This is a genomic window from Ruminococcus sporogenes, from assembly GCF_054655175.1.
The window spans coordinates 667,739-687,612 of sequence record NZ_BAAHOA010000001.1 but is presented as its reverse complement, the minus strand read 5'-3'; the positions used below and the strand labels follow the sequence as shown (position 1 = coordinate 687,612).

The 19,874-nt window shown below is 40.4% G+C and carries 20 protein-coding genes; 8 read left to right on the top strand and 12 right to left on the bottom strand.

Features of this window, described 5'->3' with window-relative positions:
- Positions 1 to 21: 21 nt before the first annotated feature.
- On the bottom strand, positions 22 to 534 hold the full coding sequence (locus ACYQ0N_RS03680; protein WP_177532105.1) for a CarD family transcriptional regulator: 513 nt from the start codon (positions 532 to 534) through the stop codon (positions 22 to 24).
- 223 nt (positions 535 to 757) lie between these two features.
- On the opposite strand from ACYQ0N_RS03680, the gene ACYQ0N_RS03675 reads away from it, so the two are divergent.
- Positions 758 to 1,927, top strand: coding sequence for a GDSL-type esterase/lipase family protein (locus ACYQ0N_RS03675; protein ID WP_460161875.1), 1,170 nt, complete (start codon positions 758 to 760; stop codon positions 1,925 to 1,927).
- Between the two features lie 20 nt (positions 1,928 to 1,947).
- Positions 1,948 to 3,138 carry an SGNH/GDSL hydrolase family protein gene (locus tag ACYQ0N_RS03670; RefSeq protein WP_460161874.1) on the top strand — a complete coding sequence of 397 codons (1,191 nt, stop codon included), beginning with the start codon at positions 1,948 to 1,950 and terminating at the stop codon, positions 3,136 to 3,138.
- Positions 3,139 to 3,192: 54 nt separating this feature from the next.
- Here ACYQ0N_RS03670 and ACYQ0N_RS03665 read toward each other — a convergent pair whose 3' ends face one another.
- Positions 3,193 to 5,289, bottom strand: a complete 2,097-nt coding sequence (locus ACYQ0N_RS03665) for a glutamine synthetase III family protein (RefSeq protein ID WP_460161873.1) — start codon at positions 5,287 to 5,289, stop codon at positions 3,193 to 3,195.
- Positions 5,290 to 5,606: 317 nt separating this feature from the next.
- Here ACYQ0N_RS03665 and ACYQ0N_RS03660 point away from each other — a divergent pair, with 317 nt between their 5' ends.
- From ACYQ0N_RS03660 to ACYQ0N_RS03635, 6 genes are all read left to right on the top strand, one after another.
- Positions 5,607 to 6,608 carry a D-alanyl-D-alanine carboxypeptidase family protein gene (locus tag ACYQ0N_RS03660; RefSeq protein ID WP_177532109.1) on the top strand — a complete coding sequence of 334 codons (1,002 nt, stop codon included), beginning with the start codon at positions 5,607 to 5,609 and terminating at the stop codon, positions 6,606 to 6,608.
- A gap of 129 nt (positions 6,609 to 6,737) precedes the next feature.
- The gene (locus tag ACYQ0N_RS03655; protein WP_460161872.1) at positions 6,738 to 7,481 is read left to right on the top strand and encodes an SH3 domain-containing protein; all 744 of its coding nucleotides are present in this window, start codon (positions 6,738 to 6,740) and stop codon (positions 7,479 to 7,481) included.
- 23 nt (positions 7,482 to 7,504) lie between these two features.
- Positions 7,505 to 8,443 (top strand): tRNA modification radical SAM protein MnmL/YtqA, encoded by a 939-nt coding sequence (mnmL, locus tag ACYQ0N_RS03650; RefSeq protein WP_460161871.1) that lies wholly within the window; start codon positions 7,505 to 7,507, stop codon positions 8,441 to 8,443.
- A gap of 121 nt (positions 8,444 to 8,564) precedes the next feature.
- Positions 8,565 to 8,768, top strand: coding sequence for a 50S ribosomal protein L31 (rpmE, locus tag ACYQ0N_RS03645; RefSeq protein WP_177532112.1), 204 nt, complete (start codon positions 8,565 to 8,567; stop codon positions 8,766 to 8,768).
- A gap of 57 nt (positions 8,769 to 8,825) precedes the next feature.
- The gene (locus tag ACYQ0N_RS03640; protein ID WP_460161870.1) at positions 8,826 to 9,449 is read left to right on the top strand and encodes a YigZ family protein; all 624 of its coding nucleotides are present in this window, start codon (positions 8,826 to 8,828) and stop codon (positions 9,447 to 9,449) included.
- Positions 9,450 to 9,563: 114 nt separating this feature from the next.
- Positions 9,564 to 9,830: a DUF6514 family protein gene (locus tag ACYQ0N_RS03635; RefSeq protein ID WP_177532114.1), complete on the top strand. Its 267-nt coding sequence runs from the start codon at positions 9,564 to 9,566 to the stop codon at positions 9,828 to 9,830.
- A gap of 44 nt (positions 9,831 to 9,874) precedes the next feature.
- Here the strand turns inward: ACYQ0N_RS03635 and ACYQ0N_RS03630 are convergent, their stop codons facing one another.
- From ACYQ0N_RS03630 to ACYQ0N_RS03585, 10 genes are all read right to left on the bottom strand, one after another.
- Positions 9,875 to 10,486, bottom strand: a complete 612-nt coding sequence (locus ACYQ0N_RS03630; protein ID WP_177532115.1) for a V-type ATP synthase subunit D — start codon at positions 10,484 to 10,486, stop codon at positions 9,875 to 9,877.
- Positions 10,487 to 10,583: 97 nt separating this feature from the next.
- Entirely contained in the window at positions 10,584 to 11,978 is a 1,395-nt protein-coding gene (locus ACYQ0N_RS03625; RefSeq protein WP_460161869.1) for a V-type ATP synthase subunit B, read from the bottom strand.
- On the bottom strand, positions 11,975 to 13,747 hold the full coding sequence (locus tag ACYQ0N_RS03620) for a V-type ATP synthase subunit A (RefSeq protein WP_460161868.1): 1,773 nt from the start codon (positions 13,745 to 13,747) through the stop codon (positions 11,975 to 11,977). The genes ACYQ0N_RS03625 and ACYQ0N_RS03620 overlap by 4 nt, the downstream gene beginning before the upstream one ends.
- Before the next feature lie 17 nt (positions 13,748 to 13,764).
- Positions 13,765 to 14,352: a V-type ATP synthase subunit E gene (locus ACYQ0N_RS03615; protein ID WP_460161867.1), complete on the bottom strand. Its 588-nt coding sequence runs from the start codon at positions 14,350 to 14,352 to the stop codon at positions 13,765 to 13,767.
- An 18-nt stretch (positions 14,353 to 14,370) separates the two neighbouring features.
- Positions 14,371 to 14,679, bottom strand: coding sequence for a V-type ATP synthase subunit F (locus tag ACYQ0N_RS03610; protein WP_177532119.1), 309 nt, complete (start codon positions 14,677 to 14,679; stop codon positions 14,371 to 14,373).
- 16 nt (positions 14,680 to 14,695) lie between these two features.
- A complete protein-coding gene (locus ACYQ0N_RS03605) occupies positions 14,696 to 15,130 on the bottom strand; it encodes an ATP synthase subunit C (protein WP_177532120.1) in 435 nt (144 codons plus the stop codon).
- A gap of 16 nt (positions 15,131 to 15,146) precedes the next feature.
- Positions 15,147 to 17,087, bottom strand: a complete 1,941-nt coding sequence (locus ACYQ0N_RS03600) for a V-type ATP synthase subunit I (protein WP_460161866.1) — start codon at positions 17,085 to 17,087, stop codon at positions 15,147 to 15,149.
- Between the two features lie 16 nt (positions 17,088 to 17,103).
- Positions 17,104 to 18,153, bottom strand: coding sequence for a V-type ATPase subunit (locus tag ACYQ0N_RS03595; protein WP_460161865.1), 1,050 nt, complete (start codon positions 18,151 to 18,153; stop codon positions 17,104 to 17,106).
- Complete coding sequence (locus tag ACYQ0N_RS03590) at positions 18,140 to 18,466, bottom strand: hypothetical protein (protein WP_460161864.1); 327 nt, start codon at positions 18,464 to 18,466, stop codon at positions 18,140 to 18,142. The genes ACYQ0N_RS03595 and ACYQ0N_RS03590 overlap by 14 nt, the downstream gene beginning before the upstream one ends.
- Before the next feature lie 23 nt (positions 18,467 to 18,489).
- The gene (locus ACYQ0N_RS03585; RefSeq protein WP_460161863.1) at positions 18,490 to 19,848 is read right to left on the bottom strand and encodes a PFL family protein; all 1,359 of its coding nucleotides are present in this window, start codon (positions 19,846 to 19,848) and stop codon (positions 18,490 to 18,492) included.
- Between the last annotated feature and the right edge of the window lie 26 nt (positions 19,849 to 19,874).

Genomic DNA, 19,874 nt, shown 5'->3' with positions numbered 1-19,874 from the left:
TCGGATATTTATTATAAATATTTAGTCCGCACTTTTTGCCGAAATCTTATCCTCGATAAATTTTCCTATATCTTCTTCGTCAATCCCAAGGACAAATGCAAACTCATGATGCATCAGTCGCTCTGCCTCGCGCATTGCCTTTTCGTCAGCGGCCAGCAGCTTCTTTCCCTTTGAAACCTGCTCCTCCCGCTGTACGTAAATCGTCCTCATCATAGATATAAGCTCATGATAATTATCGCTCTTTAAAACAGAAATAAACTGATTTTTCCTCTGATTTCTATCCTCGCACCATTGCGCCTCGGCATTCGGCATTTCTTCAATCAAAGCGTATATTTCTTCCTTGGAAAGCAATCTTCTTATCTTTTCCTCATAATCGTCAGACGGTATATAATATGTCGAGCCTTTGGAATAAACAGGAATCAGCTTATAATACTCCCTTGGAGTTGTGCCGTCAAAGCAGCGCTTTACCTTTTCCTCGATCCTGCATATTTCATAACCGCCATAAACTACGTAATCACCTATATTAAAACTCATATCAGTCACTTTCCTCCGATCTGAACGGATTTTGATTTATACTACAATATAATTATAACATACTTTTATAAAAATTACAAAGGGATTTTTGCATAAATAAGTTATTAACGCATAAATTTTCTGCATTTATTATGCACAATATGACATTAACCTGAAAAATTCTTGACATTGATTGTAACATATTATAAAATATCATTATAATATAATTTTTCGGAGGAATTTTATGAATTATAGAAAAAAATCAATAATTTCCGTTCTCTCATCTATGGCAATGGCGTTTTTATGCATTTTTCACGTAAGCTCTGTTGAAACTGAAGCCGCTGTAAGAGTCATGCCTCTGGGCGATTCCATAACCGACGGATTCTCAACGGTCGGCGGATACCGCGAGCCGCTGGCTAATAAGCTTGAACAAAACGGCTTATCAGGAAAAATCGATTTTGTAGGCCCTAACTGGGGCGGAAACTGCTATGATCCGCAACATGCCGGTTACAGCGGATATTCCATAGATAATATTCCGCAGGAAAATTCAATTTCAGGAGCAAGAACAGGACTTTCCAGCTTTATAGACTGGCTTATGGAAACGTACCCCGCTGATGTTGTAATGCTCCAGATCGGCACAAACGACATACTAAGCTATTATGACCTTGAAAATATCGGTACCCGTCTTGAAGGTCTTGTAGACTCCGTTCTCAAATACATTCCTGAGGACGGTATGCTTTACCTTGCCACAATACCCTGTATGGACGCAAATAATACTCTTTATATAAACCCCTATTATTTCACGCCTGATTCCATGGACGAATGCGTTGATAAATACAATGAAGAGATAAAAAGAATTGCGGCAGACAAACAGTCTCAGGGAAAAAATATCAGACTTGCAGATATTAACGGCGTTCTTACGAAAGAAGATCTTTATGACGGAGTACATCCCACAGCGGACGGCTATAAGAAAATGAGCGAATATTGGTATGATACCTTGAATCAATATTTAAACGGAGAAGATACGGAACCGACTCTTCCCACCGAGCCGACAGATCAAACCGAGCCGGTTACTACCGCTCCGCCTGTAACGTCTGTTACTACATTCACTTCCGTAACTGTTGTAACAGAACAGACTGTAACTACAACGATTGAGACTACGGCCATACCGGAATCGACTACTGCTCCGCAAACCGTAACTCAGCCGAATGTAACCACATCTTATGCTTATAAAAAGGGGGACGTAGACTGCGACGGACAGATAAATACCGCCGATGTAGAAGTATTGAGCCGTATTCTGGTTTCAGATATAAAATTAACCGATCATTCCGGTTACACTGCGGATATGAATAACGACGGAGTAATAAATGTATTTGATATGATACTTCTAAGGCGAATAATCCTTGACAATTAAATATTATCGGAGATTTAATTATGAAAAAAATATTATCAGTAATAACAGCGTGTATAATAAGCTCGGCAGGATTCGCCGGATGCGTAGAAAAGAATAAAGAAACCGCTGAAAAAGAAAAAGTATACTCTTCTCCTCAATTTGAAAAATATGTTTCCAATACGTTTATTTCCACTTCTAATAATAAAAAAATATCCAATGCGGATAACGTCACCTACAGGGCGTATATCCCTCTTGAGGAATACGGAGAATTTGAATATTGCTTTTATTTTTCCAATACGGTTGATTCCACATGGGGCGACGGGAGAAGTATTTACGCGGGACTTCAGGGCGGTGAATATGAGATTACCAGCGCCTCAGTCGGCGACGGCGGCTCCGGCTTTGAGGACGAACCTGTGAACATGGTTTCAGTTACCTTTAACGAAGCTGCCGGTAAAACGGTGTCTCCCGGAGAAACATTCTGGAGCGATCCGGTGAACGTTAATATACCCGACGGTAATTTTCTTGTATGGGAATGGACTCTGACAGGCGAAAACATACCATGTATAAATATGTCCGACCTTACCCCCTGCTATGCGGACGGCGTATATACAAATGAAATTCCTCTTCCGGCAATGTTCGGCTGTAACCGTGAAGTAAAAAAAACTATTGCCGCACTTGGAGATTCTATTACTCAAGGCTGTCAGACAACATCTCATTCATATAAATTCTGGGCGGCGGATATTGCGTTAGATCTGGGAAGCGATTACAGCCTGTGGAATCTTGGCCTCGGCTATTCTCGGGCAAGCGATATAGCGCAGAATGGAGACTGGCTGAACCGAGCCAAAAATGCCGATATTGTTTTAGTTGCCTACGGAACAAACGATATAGTAAGCGGCAAGAATATTGATTCAGGTCCAAGCTCCGCAGAACAGATTGAAGATTGGGTAAGAACTACAGTTAAAGAACTCAAAGACGCCGGATGCGAGGTCATTCTGTTCAACGCTCCCCCGTTCGATTATGATCCGACCTCTGAAGAAATCAGAACGGCATTTAATGAAAAGGCTCCGCTGATTGCTGATGAATACGGAGCAGAACTATTTGATTTTGCTTCATATCTATCAGATCCGTCAAACCCATCTGCTGCAAAATACGGCGGTCATCCCAATGACGAGGGCTGTAAAATAGTAGCCGACGCTTTTCTTGACAAATACGCAAATCTAATAGAAAAATAGTTTACACATAAAAAATGGAACGTATTAAATACGTTCCATTTTTCTATTACATTATCAAACGGTAAAAAGAAGATCCGTATATGTAGGAAACGGCCAGTATTTTTCCGGTACGCACATTTCAAGCTCATCAGCTACCGCACGAAGGCTCTGCATAGCCGCAAAAATTTCATCTCTGTAATATCTTGCGGTTTTAAGAACATCGTCTTCATAATCCTTTGACGCAATTCTTTTAGAATCAAGCGTTTCAATAGCATTGCTCAGAGAAACGGTAAGAGCCGAAAGCTTATTGGCCATAGAAACCTCAAGCGAAGCGTCCACACCGACAGCTTTCATTGACGCCACAGTATCGCACATTTCCTTTGTATATTCAATAGCGGCCGGCAGAATAGATTTTTTAGCCATATCGAGCATTGTCAGAGCCTCAATATTAATCACCTTGCTATAATTTTCCAGAAGTATATCCATTCGCGAAGCGATTTCAGCCCTTGTATATACCTTGAATTTTTCAAACATAGAAACATATTTATTATCAATGTAGTGTGGAAGTGCGTCTACTGTTGATACCAGGTTGGGCAGACCTCTTTTTGCAGCCTCTTCAATCCATTCGTCTGAATAACCGTTTCCGTTGAAAATAACCCGTTTATGCTCTCTTATCGTTTTAACGAGAAGCTTTTTCAAAGCCTCTTTAAAATCATCGGCCTTTTCAAGCTCATCTGCAAATTCACTGAGTACCTGCGCAAAGATCGTATTCATCATTACGTTTGTACATGAAATTGAATCCGCAGAGCCAAGCATTCTGAATTCAAATTTATTTCCTGTAAAAGCATAAGGAGACGTTCTGTTTCTGTCGGTAGTATCCTTAGGGAAATTAGGAAGCGCGTCGACTCCTATTTCAAAAGTCTTATCAGAGTTAGGCTCCACTGACGTTCCGTTTTCAATAGCGTCAAGGACGCGCTGAAGCTCGCCGCCGACAAATACTGAAATAATAGCAGGAGGAGCCTCATTAGCGCCGAGCCTATGGTCATTACCAGCTGATGCGGCTGAAATTCTCAGAAGAGGAGCATATTCGTCAACACCCTTTATAATAGCGCAGAGAAACGTCAAAAACTGCATGTTTTCCATTGGGGTGTCGCCCGGATCAAGAAGATTCTGACCGTCGTTAGATGAAATAGACCAGTTATTATGTTTTCCCGAGCCGTTTACTCCTGCAAAGGGCTTTTCATGGAGCAAGCAAACCAGACCGTGCTTTAACGCTACCTTCTTCATAATCTCCATTGTAAGCTGATTATGATCCGCCGCAATATTTGAAGTTGTAAATATCGGCGCAAGCTCGTGCTGTGCAGGCGCTACCTCGTTATGCTTGGTTTTTGCATATATACCAAGCTTCCAAAGCTCACAGTCAAGATCCTTCATAAAATCCGATACGCGCTGTTTTATATTGCCGAAATAATGATCCTCAAGTTCCTGTCCCTTTGGAGCCATTGCTCCGAACAGAGTTCTGCCCGTTAGCATAAGATCCTTTCGCTGATCATAATACTTTTTATCAACAAGAAAATATTCCTGTTCAGGACCTACAGTTGTAGTAACTCTTGTTGCGGTAGTATTACCGAATAATCTTAGGATTCTAAGAGCCTGTTCGTTGATGACTTCCATAGAACGCAGAAGAGGAGTTTTCTTGTCAAGAATTTCTCCGGTATAGGAGCAGAAAGCGGTAGGAATATATAACGTATTATCCTTTACAAACGCGTTGGACGTAGGATCCCAAGCCGTATATCCTCTCGCCTCAAAAGTCGCTCTGAGCCCTCCGGAAGGGAACGAAGAAGCGTCAGGCTCACCCTTTACAAGCTCCTTGCCCGAAAATTCAAGGATAACGTTTCCGTCTTCAGTAGGCGTTATGAACGCGTCGTGCTTTTCGGCAGTTATACCTGTCATAGGCTGAAACCAATGAGTATAATGAGTCGCACCCTTTTCAACAGCCCAGTCCTTCATTGCATTCGCAACAATGTTTGCCACGTCGTCGTCAAGAGGAACTCCCATCTTTTTAGTCTGCATAACCGATTTATATGCATTTTTAGGAAGTCTTGCTCTCATCACCGAATCGCTGAACACATTACAGCCGAAATAATCTGCTACTGTCTGAACTTCTGACATAAAAATCCTCCTTAAAAATAAAAGCGCTTCAACAGCGGAAAAATTTGTATTCCCGCCATTGAAACGCCATTGTTTCAATTGATTTCTGAATAATTTATATTTATATGATACACCCTTTTTTAAAAATTGTCAATAGCCATATTTTAAATTAGTTGTATTCAACAATTTTAATTGACAGAAAAAGCTTCATTTATACAAAATTATTTAAAATGCCTTCTATAAATAACTATTTATACATATTTCTGTTTACATTCAGATAAAAATGTGTTATTATAAATGGTATGAAGTTTATTATTGAAAGGAAAGATAACAATATAATGAGCTATAAAAAAAGAAGACGTTCAAGAGTAAGATATGACAGAATAGCAGGGGTTGCAGCAGTTTTTGTTGTTCTGATCATTCTTTTAGTTTCCTGCTGCAAATCCTGCGGCAAGGACAGTCAAAGCAAAGACGACGTTAGTTCCTCTATTGTTCCGACTTCATCCAAGGAGGAAAAAAGCGAAGATAAAAGCAGCGAAAGCACAGCCGGCAGCAATGAAGAATCGTCTCCTGACGATACTGACTCCGCATATACGACTGTAAGCGCGATGCCGAACGAAATTTACACAGGAGACCTTATTCTTGTCAACAAACAGCATGAGTACTCTTTTCCTGCTTCAGAAGAGGACGCCGGAATAACTCCGATATATACAATGATTTCAGATAGCTATCAGTGCAAGGATTACGAAATAAGCCTTGCGTCAAAAACAATTACCGCTTTGAATTCGATGATGGACGCTTTTTACAGCAAAACAAACAATACAGATATAATGGTAATTTCCGGATACCGTAATAAGGAATATCAGGACGGTCTTAACGATCCCGATATAAAAGGCGGATTTTCCGAATATCATACAGGCCTGAGCTTTGATCTCGGCGTATTCCCCGATTCCGAAAGCTCTTATTATTATACGGCGGACGGAGATTACGCATGGATTGCTGAAAACTGTGCAAATTACGGCTTTATATTAAGATACCCGGAGGATAAGGAAGACAAGACCGAAATGGATTCTAAGACCTACCAGTTTAGATATGTAGGCGTGCCTCATGCTATTTATATGAAAGAAAATAACCTATGCCTTGAAGAATATATAGATGAGCTGAAAAATCACACAAGCGACGGAGAACACATCAAGGTAACCGGCGGAGAAAAGAAATATGAGATATATTATGTTCCCGCTGATCCTTCGGCAAATACTGATATACCTGTTCCGAAAGACAAATCCTACTCCACTTCGGGAAATAATGTTGATGGATTCATAGTCACCGTTGAAATATAGTCATAAAACGCAGGAACGCCTTTAGCGCTCCTGCTGTTTTTATTTTAATCATGAACATATAAGCTCCTTTTATAATATAATGTTATGTAGAAGTTTTTATTAACCGTAAAACGGTGAAAGGAGATCAATATGCCCAAAATCTTTTTAAGTCCGTCGACTCAGGAATGGAATCAATACGTAACCGGCGGAAACGAAGAAGAATATATGAATCTGCTTGCTGACAGAATGGAGCCTTATCTTCGATCAAGCGGAATAACCTATGTAAGAAATGATCCGTCGAGGAATGTTGTAGGAGCAATTTCCGATTCAAATGCAGGAAATTTCGATGTACATCTGGCTCTTCATTCCAATGCGGCGCCGGAAAGACTTGCCGGAAAGCTAAGAGGTATCGACATCTACTTTTCCCCTTCAAGCTATGACAGCGAACGTCTCGCTACAATAATCGCAAACAATCTTAAAAGCATTTATCCTCTGCCGGACAAAACAAGAGCCGTGCCGACTACGAGCCTTGGAGAAGTGACGCAGACAAGAGCTGTTGCCGTTTTATGCGAGCTTGGCTATCATGATAATGTCGAGGACGTAACATGGTTGAAAAACAATCTAGAAGCCATCGCCGCCAACCTCGTTCAGTCGCTTTGCGATTATTTCGGAATACCGTTTGTCAAAGCAGGTCCGGTTTTCAACGGAATTGTTGCGGCGGGCGGCTCAAACCTTAATATACGCGATTACCCGTCGACCGGCGGACAAATCATCGGCTCCATTCCGGACGGGGCAAGACTTACCATATACGGAGATGTCGGCAACGGCTGGTACGTTGTACATTATAACGGCGTTACTGGATATGCAAGCAGTCAGTTTATAGTAGTCGGTTAATTTTTTATAAAAGGAAAAATAAAATGGAATTTAAATATAGCGACGATAATAAACGCTATCACACTTTATCGTATTATAATAAGCATAAATTCGGGAGAAAAATATTAAAGGCCGTTATCGACGCCGGATTTACATGTCCGAATAAGGACGGCGTTAAGGGAAACGGCGGCTGTATTTTCTGCCGGGACGGAAGCGGATATTTTACCGGAGCTCCGGAAATTTCCGTTTCCCTCCAGCTTGATTCTGAAATAAAAAGGATACGGAAAAAATTTCCCGATTCCGGTATAATAGCTTACTTTCAGGCGAACACAAACACCTATGCCAATATTGAAAAACTGAAACAGATTTATCTTCCTATCTGCCAAAACACAGAAATTACAGGAATTTCCATAGGTACCAGAGCAGACTGCCTTTCCGACGAAGTAATGGAGCTGCTTTCATACATAGACCGTCATACGTCGCTTACCGTAGAACTTGGAATGCAAACTGTTCACAATAAAACCTTAAAGCTTATTAACACAAATTATTCCCATGAAGAATTTATAGACGGATATAAAAAATTAAAAAAACAAGGTATCAGGACATGTCTGCATATAATAAACGGTCTGCCGGGAGAATCGGAGAACATGATGCTTAAAACCGCCGAAGAGCTTGCCGTTTTAAACCCGGACGCCGTTAAAATACAGCTTCTGCACATATTAAAGGACACGCCTTTAGAAAAAATGTATTTAAACGGCGATATAAAAGTTATGTCTAAAAGCGAATATATCTCAACGGTCATAAGCCAGCTTGAACTTCTTCCTGCGGAAACAGTTGTAGAGCGCATTACAGGAGACGGAGATAAAAAATATCTTATAGCTCCGCTCTGGAGCAGGGATAAAATTTCCGTCATAGGTGGCATAGACAAGGAAATGGTCCGCAGAAATACCTTTCAAGGAAAAAAGTATAATATAAACCCTTGATTTTTTTTTCTTGTTATGATATAATAATAAACGTTAGTGAATTATCAATAGCACTACTGTCTAAGGTAACTGATGGGCTGCTGTGTTAATCATAATTGGTTAAACGAAAGAGGTGACAATCATGAAAGAGGGAATCCATCCTAAGTTTGAAAAAACTACTATTACCTGCCATTGCGGAAATGTTATAGAAACACGTTCCACCAAGCAGGATATCAAGGTTGAAATCTGCTCTAAGTGCCATCCGTTCTATACAGGCAAACAGAAGCTTGTTGACACAGGCGGACGCGTTGACAGATTTAAAAAGCGTTTCAATATGGACAAGTAATAAAATCGGACGGCCTTAAGTCGTCCTTTTTTTATATAAAATTCAATGGAGTTTCAAATGAAATATATAACTGTGAAATCACCTGCCGAAAGCTCGTATATTGAAAAGAGGTCTGAATTTATAGGTCACATATCACCGGCGGAAACTAATGAAGACGCAATAAATTTCATTAATCATATAAAAGAGAACAATAGAAAAGCAAGACATAACGTTTATGCTTATATCCTTCGCGACGGAAACATCTCAAGATATTCTGACGACGGAGAACCTCAGGGAACAGCGGGAATACCTGTTTTGGAAGTTTTGCGCAAAAACAATCTGACAGACGTATGCTGCGTTGTAACAAGATATTTCGGAGGAATTCTTCTTGGCGGCGGAGGTCTGGTCAGAGCGTATTCCCACAGTACAGCTCTTGCAATAGAAGCGGCCGAAGTATTGAAAATGTATAAGTGCTCAGAACTGATACTTTCCCTATCCTATGATCTCTACGGAAAAATTACGTATATTTTTTCTGATTACGAAATCAAACAAATAAATTTGGATTTTTCAGACGGCGTTAAAATTACGGCAAGAGTAAAGTCCGAGCTTGAAAAACCTTTCTGCAATAAACTGACTGACATAACCTTCGGTAAAATAAAAATTAATAAAACTGCTGAAATCTATGACGATTTCCCAAAATAGCTTACAAGTATCAGGTAAATAATATTACTTATATTGTCGAAATTTGCGAAAACAGTGCGGATATTTTGTCGAATTATATGCTATAATGTACTCATGATTACAAAGGAGGTAATTATGAAAATGTTATATGAAATTATAAAAACAGCCAAAAGCTCCGATAATTTAATTTGCTATTTTCTTTATAAGCAAAATATTGATTCGGAAAATATTTCCGCCGATTCATACGGAGTTTGCGCCGCCGATTTATTCGAAATTTTTTCAGTAAACGATGTTTTAACAGATCATGAAAAGGCTCAGGTATTGTTGTCGGAAATAGCTGAAAACTCTGTTTCCGTCAATCGTCTGGAGGATTTTATTACCGATTACATTGATAAGATGTAAAAAATCAACTGCGCTCTCATAATAGATATGAGAACGCAGTTTTATTAATTTGATTTTCTTGATTTAATAACCTTAAGACGTGAAAATTCTTCTCGTTCCTTTTCCTCCAGACTATCCGTTATATACTTAACCATGCTATCATATCTCGGAATAAGTACGTTCTGTAGAGCGTTTGCTCGTCTCTGAGCCTTTTTTATTGCAATAGCGAGACGATAAATACTGTTTTCCACCTCTGCAAGCAAAACGGTTATATCCTTTACCTTTGAAAATGAAACATACGCCTGGTCAAGCTGCGAATTAGTTGAATAAAATCCGTAAGGCACTTCGGTTTTTGTACGTTTCAGCGTAAGCTTCGGTATATCAACTCCCATAACGCTTCTGTAAGAAACGGATATACCGTTTTCCACAGGTATGCTCCTTGCTATATTTTCAATAACGCCAAGAGTTATATTGGCTCCCTGCAAAGCCGCATAAGCCTCCTTATACGTATCCTCAATAGAATCCCGGAGAGACTTTGCCTTGTCCATGAGCGTCATCATTTCTCTGATAAGAATATTGCGTTTTCTATCCATAAGCTCGTATCCGAGATTACAAAGGGCAAGCGTTTTTTTTGCTTTTATTAAATTTCCTTTAGTAGGAAAAACCTGTTCTGCCATGAATAAACACCTCTGTATTCCAATAATGCAAAACGAATAAATGCATTTATATATTAAAAAACTAAAAAAATACATTTACACGCCTCTTCAGCAAAAATTAACGCAGCTCAACCGCTGTTTCAGGCTTATAATGCTCCTTCAAAAGCTGATCGTCAACTCTATCCAGTTCACTTTTGGGTAAGAGCGAAAGAAGTCTCCAGCCTAAATCAAGAGTTTCCTCAATAGTACGCTCCTCATTGAAGCCCTGAGTAAGAAAGTACTTTTCAAAGGCATCTCCGAACCTAATATATTTTCTGTCGGTATCCGAAAGCTCTTCCTCTCCTATAACGGAAGCAAGCGACCTTGCGTCCTGCACCTTTGCATAAGCGGCAAAAAGCTGGTTAGCAGCGACCGAATGATCTTCTCTTGTATATCCCTCCCCGATACCGTCTTTCATAAGCCTTGAAAGCGAAGGGAGAACTGAAACAGAAGGGTAAATACCTGTTTGATCAAGACTTCGGTCAAGAACAATCTGCCCTTCAGTTATATAGCCCGTAAGATCCGGAATAGGGTGAGTTATATCATCGTTAGGCATAGTAAGAATCGGAATCTGCGTTACACTTCCCGAGGATCCCTCGATAACGCCCGCACGTTCATAAAGGGAAGCAAGATCAGAATAAAGGTAACCAGGATAACCCTTCCTTCCGGGTATCTCACCCTTTGACGAGGAAAATTCCCGAAGAGCCTCGCAGTAAGAGGTCATATCAGTAAGAATCACCAATATATGCATATTTTTCTCAAATGCAAGATATTCAGCGGCAGTCAAAGCACATCTTGGCGTCAGTATTCTTTCAATTATAGGATCGTTCGCAAGATTCATAAACATAACAACCTTTTGCTGAACTCCGTTTTCAGCAAAGGATTTTTTAAAATAATCAGCAACGTCATTTTTTACACCCATTGCTCCGAATACTACGGCAAAATCCTGTCCGCTTTCATCGGCAATTTTAGCCTGTTTAACGATCTGTACCGCAAGCTTATTATGAGACATGCCAGATCCTGAAAATATTGGAAGCTTTTGCCCTCTGATAAGCGTCATAAGACAGTCTATAGACGATATACCTGTTCTTATATAATTTCTCGGATACGTTCTTGAAACGGGGTTAAGCGGCTTTCCGTTTATATCCTGAAATTTTTCCGGATAAATATCCCCCAATCCGTCTATAGGCCTTCCTGATCCGCTGAACGTTCTTCCAAGCATTTCCTCAGATAATGCAAGCTCCATAGGCCTGCCTGTAAATCTTGTTTTCGTATTTGTAAGTGATAGTCCTTTTGTACCTTCAAAAACCTGTAAAACAGCTTTATCTCCGTAAATTTGTACTACCCTGCCCAATCTTTCAGTCCCGTCGCTCAAACGCAGTTCCGCAACCTCTTCAAAGCCTATGTCCTTTACGTGATCAAGAACAATAAGCGGACCGTCAATCTTTTTCAGACCAATATACTGTATATTCATACGGCTCCGCCTTCCTTTGCATTCCTTATAAGCTCTGTAAATACGTCCGCTATTTCCGTATTATATTCACCGAACATTTCCGGCTTATCATTAGGAATATCATATTTAACCTTTATGACCTTTTCAAACAATCCGGTAGCCATAATATCATTCATCGAAATCTGTTCCTTTAGAGCCGACTGAGCTTTGTGATAAAGAAAAAGTATGGTTTCCATCATAAGAAGCTGTTTGGAAAGCGGAACATAAGTATCGTCCTTATGATACGCATTCTGCTGCAAAAATCCGACTCTGATAACTCTTGCAAGCTCTATTATAAGCTTTTGTTCGTCAGGCAAAACGTCAGCTCCTATAAGCTTAACAATTTCCATAAGCTGATTTTCCTCAACTAAAATATTTGAAATCTCCTGACGGTATTCCATAAACCTTTCTCCCGCCTCTTTTTCATAAAACGGCGTAAGATCGTCCACATATTCGCTGTAGCTTGTAGTCCAATTTATAGCCGGATAATGTCTCGCATAGGCAAGAGATTTATCCAGCGCCCAGAAGCACCTTACAAAACGCTTGGTGTTTTGAGTCACAGGTTCGGAAAAATCAGATCCCTGAGGTGAAACAGCGCCTATAATTGTAACAGAACCTTCCTTTCCGCAAAGGGTTTCAGTATAACCGGCTCTTTCATAAAATTCCGCCAGCCTTGACGGAAGATAAGCGGGAAAGCCCTCCTCGGCAGGCATTTCCTCAAGACGTCCGGAAATCTCACGCAGAGCCTCCGCCCATCTTGACGTTGAGTCCGCCATAATGGCAATATGATACCCCATGTCCCTGTAATATTCCGCAAGCGTAATACCGGTATAAATAGAGGCCTCTCTCGCGGCCACAGGCATATTTGACGTGTTAGCAATCAACACCGTTCTGTCTGTCAGCGGACGATTAGTTTTCGGATCGATAAGTCCTGAAAATTCTTCAAGCACCTGAGTCATTTCGTTTCCGCGCTCTCCGCAGCCTATATACACGATAATATCGGCGTCGCACCATTTTGCAAGCTGATGCTGTGTCATTGTTTTACCGGTGCCGAATCCGCCGGGTATAGCCGCAGTTCCGCCCTTTGCTATCGGCAAAACAGTATCTATTATCCTTTGCCCCGTTATAAGCGGACGAGAAATCATAAGTCTTTCAGAGACAGGTCTCGGCTGCCGTATGGGCCATTTCTGGCATAATGTCAGTTCATGGATATTTCCGTCTGAATCCTTTATTCTGCATATTATATCGTTTACTCTGTATCTGCCGTTTTCAGCCGTCCAGACAACCTTTCCGGAAAGGAGCGGAGAAAGCATACAGTAATGCCTTATCAAGGGAGTTTCGGGACAAGAGGCGTAAATCATTCCGCCGCTTATCATATCGCCCATTTTAGCTTCAATAGTAACGTCGTAAAATCTATTTGTATCAATTGGCGAAACGTCTGCGCCTTCATTTATGAACGCTCCTGAAAGCCTTTTTATTTCCATAAGCGGCCGCTCTATGCCGTCAAATATGTTTGAAATAATACCTGGTCCCAATACAGCGCACATCGGAGCTCCGGTTGTATAAACGGGTTCTCCGATTTTCATACCCGTAGTAACCTCATAAACCTGTATAGTAGTAAATTCATCATCTATACTAATGACCTCTCCTATAAGCCGCTTATTTCCTACATAAACCATTTCGAGCATGGAGAATTCATTAGTATTCCTGACCTTTACAACCGGTCCGTTAATGGAATATATTTTATTCAAATCAGTTTCTCCTCTTTTCAGCCTTCATATTTGAAGCTATACTTGCTGCTGAAACTTTTTTTCTGATCCTCAAGAGAACCGTCTAAGGTTTTATCTATTATAAAGCCTTGAACAGAATCGGTAATTGAAAGTCCGCCTAATTTTATACCTTGGTCTATCCTTACTTCGCGTCCGGAGACTTTCCTTAAATTTTCTGCATATCTCTGATCATTTTGAGATAAAAATATAACCGCGTCCTCAGAAAGCTTCTCTGCAGAAACAAGTCTTATAAGATATTCTTCATATTTATCCGATTCAGTAAAAAGCATAAGCTCCCTTTCTACATCATCAAATATAGCTTTTGAAAGCTCTTCCCTGTGACGCAGAGCGTCCATTCTGCATTTTTGTTCCGCCAATGCAAGCATTCTGCGGTATTTCGATTCAATCTCCCTTACGGATTTCTGGATTCTGTTAAACGCCTCCTCAAGCGCTTTATCCTCAGCCCTTTTAAGACGTTTTTCACTCTGATCCTTTGCCGCTTCAACAATTTTGTTTATATGTTCCCCGACCTCCATATTAACCGATCTGGTAAACTTATCCAGCTTATGTGCCTGCATATCGTCCATTTTTCCAACCTCCGTAAGTTACATTTTCAAACCGATAGCGTCGCTTACATATCTGTTTATTGCGTCGGTTATCTGAGAAGTTGCGTGTCGGTCCGGTATCTCAACAATAAGAGGAGATTTTCTGTTAAGCTTTATATCGTAAACAAGTTCGCTGCATAGCCTAACCAGCTTTTCAGTCATAAGTATTACGGCAATCTCTTTATCAACCAATGCTTTTTCGAGCTCTCTCTTTACCTCGTCAGGCTCGTGTACCACAACACCGTCTATGCCTGCCAGACGCATCCCCATCTGAGTGTCAATATTATCGCTGATCAAATAAAACTTCATATTTTATCACTCGCTTTTAAAGCTTATTCAATATCATAAACGAAATAAGAAAGCCATATAAAGCTACGCCTTCTCCAAGCGCTACAAAAATAAGCGCCTTTGAAAACGACTTAGGTTCCTCCGCAACGGCTCCTATTGCAGCAGGAGCGGCAGCGCCTACAGCTATTCCGCATCCTATTGAGCCCAGACCAACAGACAGAGAAGCAGCAAGATATCCGAGTCCCGCTCCGCTAAAGGCTGATTTTATTGTTTCTGAAGCTTCAGCGCTGACAAGTCCTCCGATTGGAAATATTGCCGCCAATGCAAGTACTGCAAAAAAAGAACATAAATTAACTATAAATGCGGTTTTAGCCGCGCCGTTGCTTTTTTTCTTTTTCAACGCATAAACAACCGGCAGAATAAGCAAAACGACCGCAAATAAAGGCAATAGCATTAATTCCAGAATATTCATAAAAAATAACTCCTTATTATTCTATATTTGTATCATAATTAATTTTAAGAGGCTCAAAGGGATGACCGTTTCCTTCGTAAAATCTTGAGAAAATTTCATAAAATTCAAGCCTTAAAACCTGAATTCCGACAATAAGACCTTCCATTCCCATAACAAAAAGATTACCTATAATAATAACGACAGGCGACGCGTCGGTTGATACCATTTCCGATAATATCATTACCACCGACATCATTCCTGCATGTGAAAATACAAATCCTCCTATTCTCACAAATGAAAGGGTATTGGTAGCGTATCCCAGCATAAATTCGAAAACCTCAAAAAAATTGGAAGCAAGGAAATCGCCTAAGCCGCTTTCAAGCTTGAACCTTTCCCCTTTGACAAGACAGCCGAGAGGCTCTCTGAAAAACATAACGATAACCGGTATAATAATAAGAACAATTACATAAGGAGCAGTAAAAATATTTCCCCTGCCCGTAAGCATAAATCCAAGACCAACAAGCACAGCCCCGAAAAAAACAAATCCCGCAATTCCGTTGTTTCCAAATACCGCATTGACATAATCCCTGTGCTTAAAGCCTATAAATATATTAATAATTATTGAAACAAATATAATTGCGACTCCTATTAAAATCGCGCCTATTAAAACTCCCATGGTATTTTCCATTATTTCCAAGGGCTTATGCTCAAATCCAAGCTTTTTATATAAAGGATTCAGGGCATTTTCAAAGCCGAATACCGAACCGTAAATAAGTCCGAAAAAGGCGCTTGACAAGCCTATTCTTTGTAAAATCGCACCGAGTCTGTTTCCGCTTTTTTTATAAATTATCAATCCCAAAAAGGATAATAAAAGTCCTTGCCCTAAATCTCCGAACATTATACCGAAAAGAAGAGTATATGTCACCGCCACAAGCATAGTAGGGTTAAACCCATTATATGAAGGAAGCCCGTACATTTCAACGAACATGGAAAACGGTCCGGAAAATTTGTTGTTTTTAAGCTTTACCGGCGGCTTCAAAAGACTGTCCGCACCTGCATTTTTGGTTATCACAGAAACCCTGTCCATAGATTCAAAATGCTTTTTAAAGCTTAAAAGTCCGGCTTTAGGCACAAAGCCAACCATATAAAACTTATCTTTATAAACCGAAACATATTTACGCATTTCAAAAATATCGTAATGATATTTTAAAAAGCTGAAAATTCCGTTCAGCAAATCGCCGTTTTCATCAATAAGACTATCACGCTTTTTATTAAGCTCAGAAAGTCTTATTTCAAGATCATTTAAATTACTCCTTAATATTTCTTCCTCCCTTTCGGGAGTATCCTTTAAAAATTCAGGCACCTTTATAATTTCAAAATAAAGCGTCTTAAAAATATTATCAGCTTCAGCAATACTATCAACAGGAGCAAAATAGAATCCCCACTGATAGCTGCCGTCGTCATCGTACGGTATAAAAATAAAGTTTCTGTCATCGTAATAGGATAGCTTAGCGGCGCTGTCGCATGGCAGCCTTCCAAATCTGACATTTATATGAGTACATTCAAAAAGCCTTCGAAAATCTATTTTCATTCCCCTTAAATGCTTTAATTGAGTAAGCGCCTGTTTTCTTTGCGATATATCATCGCTGCAAGTATTTATTTCATCAGACAATCTATGAAACTCAGTTTCAAGGTCGGAAACAGTTTTCTCAAGTTCCTCTCCGGTCATTATTGAAACGCTGTTCCAATCGGCCCTTTCCCAGATAAAGCCGCTACCGGTTTCAATCGAAATTACCCGCTTCAAAAGAGCTTTATACGGATTTTCACCGTCAGGACGGTTGAATCCCTCCTCTCCGGAGGATTCCTTAACGGCGTCTGCTATATGAAAGCAACCGCTTTCAACGCATTTTTCCATAGTTCTGTCAAGATCCTTCATAAGTCCCACTATGGTGACATATTCCATTTTTTCAATAGACACCCTACCGCCTCCTGTTCTATTGCAAAACTATAAGATTTTCCATATATGATACGCTTTTATTATACCTTATGCCCTCAATTATATTAATAATATTATTAAGCTCTACTTCTGAAAGATACATAAGTGAATAAAGACTTACCGCGGCGTCTTCTGAAAACATCAGCGATCGTTTAGCCAGCGTACATCTTATCCTGACAAGCTCCCTCTCAAATTGCTCGCTGGGCATTGTTTCCGTAAGCGTTTCCATTTTTCTGCCGTAAGACGTCCTGGCAAGCATTCTGAGATAATCCTCCGGAGACTGTGTTTCAAAAAGGACAAACTGTTTTTCCTTTGAAAGACGTCCGTAAAACGGAAGCATATATTTTTTCAAGGTTTGAGCATCTGCATAAAAATATTTTTTCATCCGATAAGCGTTTATGAGATTTATTACGTCAGTCTGTACATTAATCTGATCAAGCAAAGCTTTTTTTGATTTTCCGTGAACACATTCTGACGCTTTTTCAATAAGCCATCTGAGATAATATGTTCTTAATCTAACTTCGCATTCCGTATAAGGAATATGCCCGCGACTATCCGTATTAATGCTTTTTAAAATATCGTAATAGGGCGTATGCCTGATAACCTTAAGCAAGCCGTTAAAATCCGAAGCTTTGGCAAGCTCCATAAGATCAAAGCTTGATTTTTCAATAAGATACGCATGCATAGACTCTATATAAACGTCGTTGCTTTCATTATTAAGATAAAGCAAAGCTTTAAGAAGCTCGCGTATCTCAGAACGCACAAGAAGGAAATTAAAAAACGGCTTTTCATTTAAATGCTGAAATCTGCAAAGTTCCTCATACATATCATAATACGACTTATGCAATATAGATTCAAGAAAGCCTCGGTGAATGGCAGAGGTATCTATTGATGATAAGGCCTCGGAAAAATGAGTGTTCTTTTTAAGATATTCAGCCGCCTCTGTTACCTTTTTTCTTGACGCAAGCTCGAAATAATCGCTTTCCCTGAGTCTTTTTCCATATATTGCCCTCGCCTTTGCAACCGTAGCGTTTTCAGCGGATTTCAATTTGTTCACCTACTATTTCAGAAAATATGCTTTTTTCAATTTCAGTATGGTGATTTTCGAAAAAGCTATCCATTCTTTCTTTTTCCAAATTTATTTTTTTATTTAAAACCGATATTTTGGATTCATAATCCGATTTATTTATGGATTCAATCTCTGCAATCCTTTTTTCAGCCGCCGCTGTAATATCTTCGCGGATTTTCTTGCACTTTTCCTCAGCGCTTTTAAGAATATCTTCGCTTTGCTTTTTAGCGTCGTTTATTCTGCCGTCTGCCATACGGTCTATTTCAATAATTTTATTTACTAAGCTTTCCATAGAAACTTCCAGCCCTTCCTGCTTTAGTTTTTTATACTATGCATAGGCGCGGGTATTCTGCCGCCTCTTGAAATAAACTTGGCGGGAGATCTAGTATTTACTTTCATAACGGGACCGCTTCCCAGCAGCCCTCCGAATTCAAGGGTTTCACCGACGCTTCTGCCAATCGCAGGGATAAGTCTGACAGCGGTAGTTTTATTGTTCACCATACCGATAGCAGCCTCGTCCGCAATAATTGCCGAAATGGTTTCCGGAGTAATATCTCCCGGTACCACTATCATATCAAGCCCTACCGAGCAAACCGCCGTCATTGCCTCAAGCTTTTCAAGTCCCAGCGCTCCGCAGTTTACAGCGTCTATCATTCCTGCGTCCTCGGACACCGGTATAAACGCGCCGGAAAGTCCTCCCACGTTTGACGACGCCATAACTCCTCCCTTTTTAACAGCGTCGTTAAGCAACGCCAGAGCGGCGGTCGTTCCGTGAGTACCGCACGATTCCAGTCCGATTTCCTCAAGAATATGAGCGACGCTGTCTCCGACAGCAGGAGTCGGAGCAAGAGACAAGTCTACAATACCGAAGGGAACACCAAGAATTTCAGACGCTTTCGAGCCTACAAGCTGTCCCATTCTTGTTATCTTGAAAGCGGTTTTCTTTATTATGTCGGCAATTTCGTTGATTGACGCGTCGGGATATTTTGTGATGGCCGAGCGAACCACTCCAGGGCCGGAAACTCCCACGTTTATAACGCAGTCCGGTTCACCGGTTCCGTGAAACGCTCCGGCCATAAACGGATTATCCTCCGGTGCATTACAGAATACAACAAGCTTTGCAGGTCCTATGCATTGTTTGTCCGCGGTTATTTCAGCCGATTTTTTAATAATTTTTCCCATCATAGCCACGGCGTCCATATTTATTCCCGATTTACTCGAACCTACGTTAATTGAAGAGCATATATTAGACGTAAGAGACAGCGCCTCAGGAATTGAATTTATAAGCTCCTTATCTCCGGCGCTAAAGCCCTTCTGGACAAGCGCTGAATAACCGCCTATAAAATTAACGCCGCACTCGTCGGCCGCCTTCTGAAGAGTCAGAGCAAATTTTACGGGATTTTTTTCTCTGCATGCAGCAGAAACTATAGCGATAGGCGTAACAGAAATTCTTTTGTGTATTATAGGAATTCCGTATTCCTTTTCAATTCTTTCTCCGGTTTTTACAAGTTCGCGCGCCTTAGACGTTATTTTTTCATACACCTTTGCGCAAGCGCTGTCAATATCGCTGTCTATACAGTCAAGAAGCGAAATTCCCATTGTAATGGTTCTTATATCCAGGCATTCGTCCTGGATCATCCTTATGGTTTCAAGTATATCATAAGCGTTAAGCATCTGAAAATCTCCTTATAATGATATCA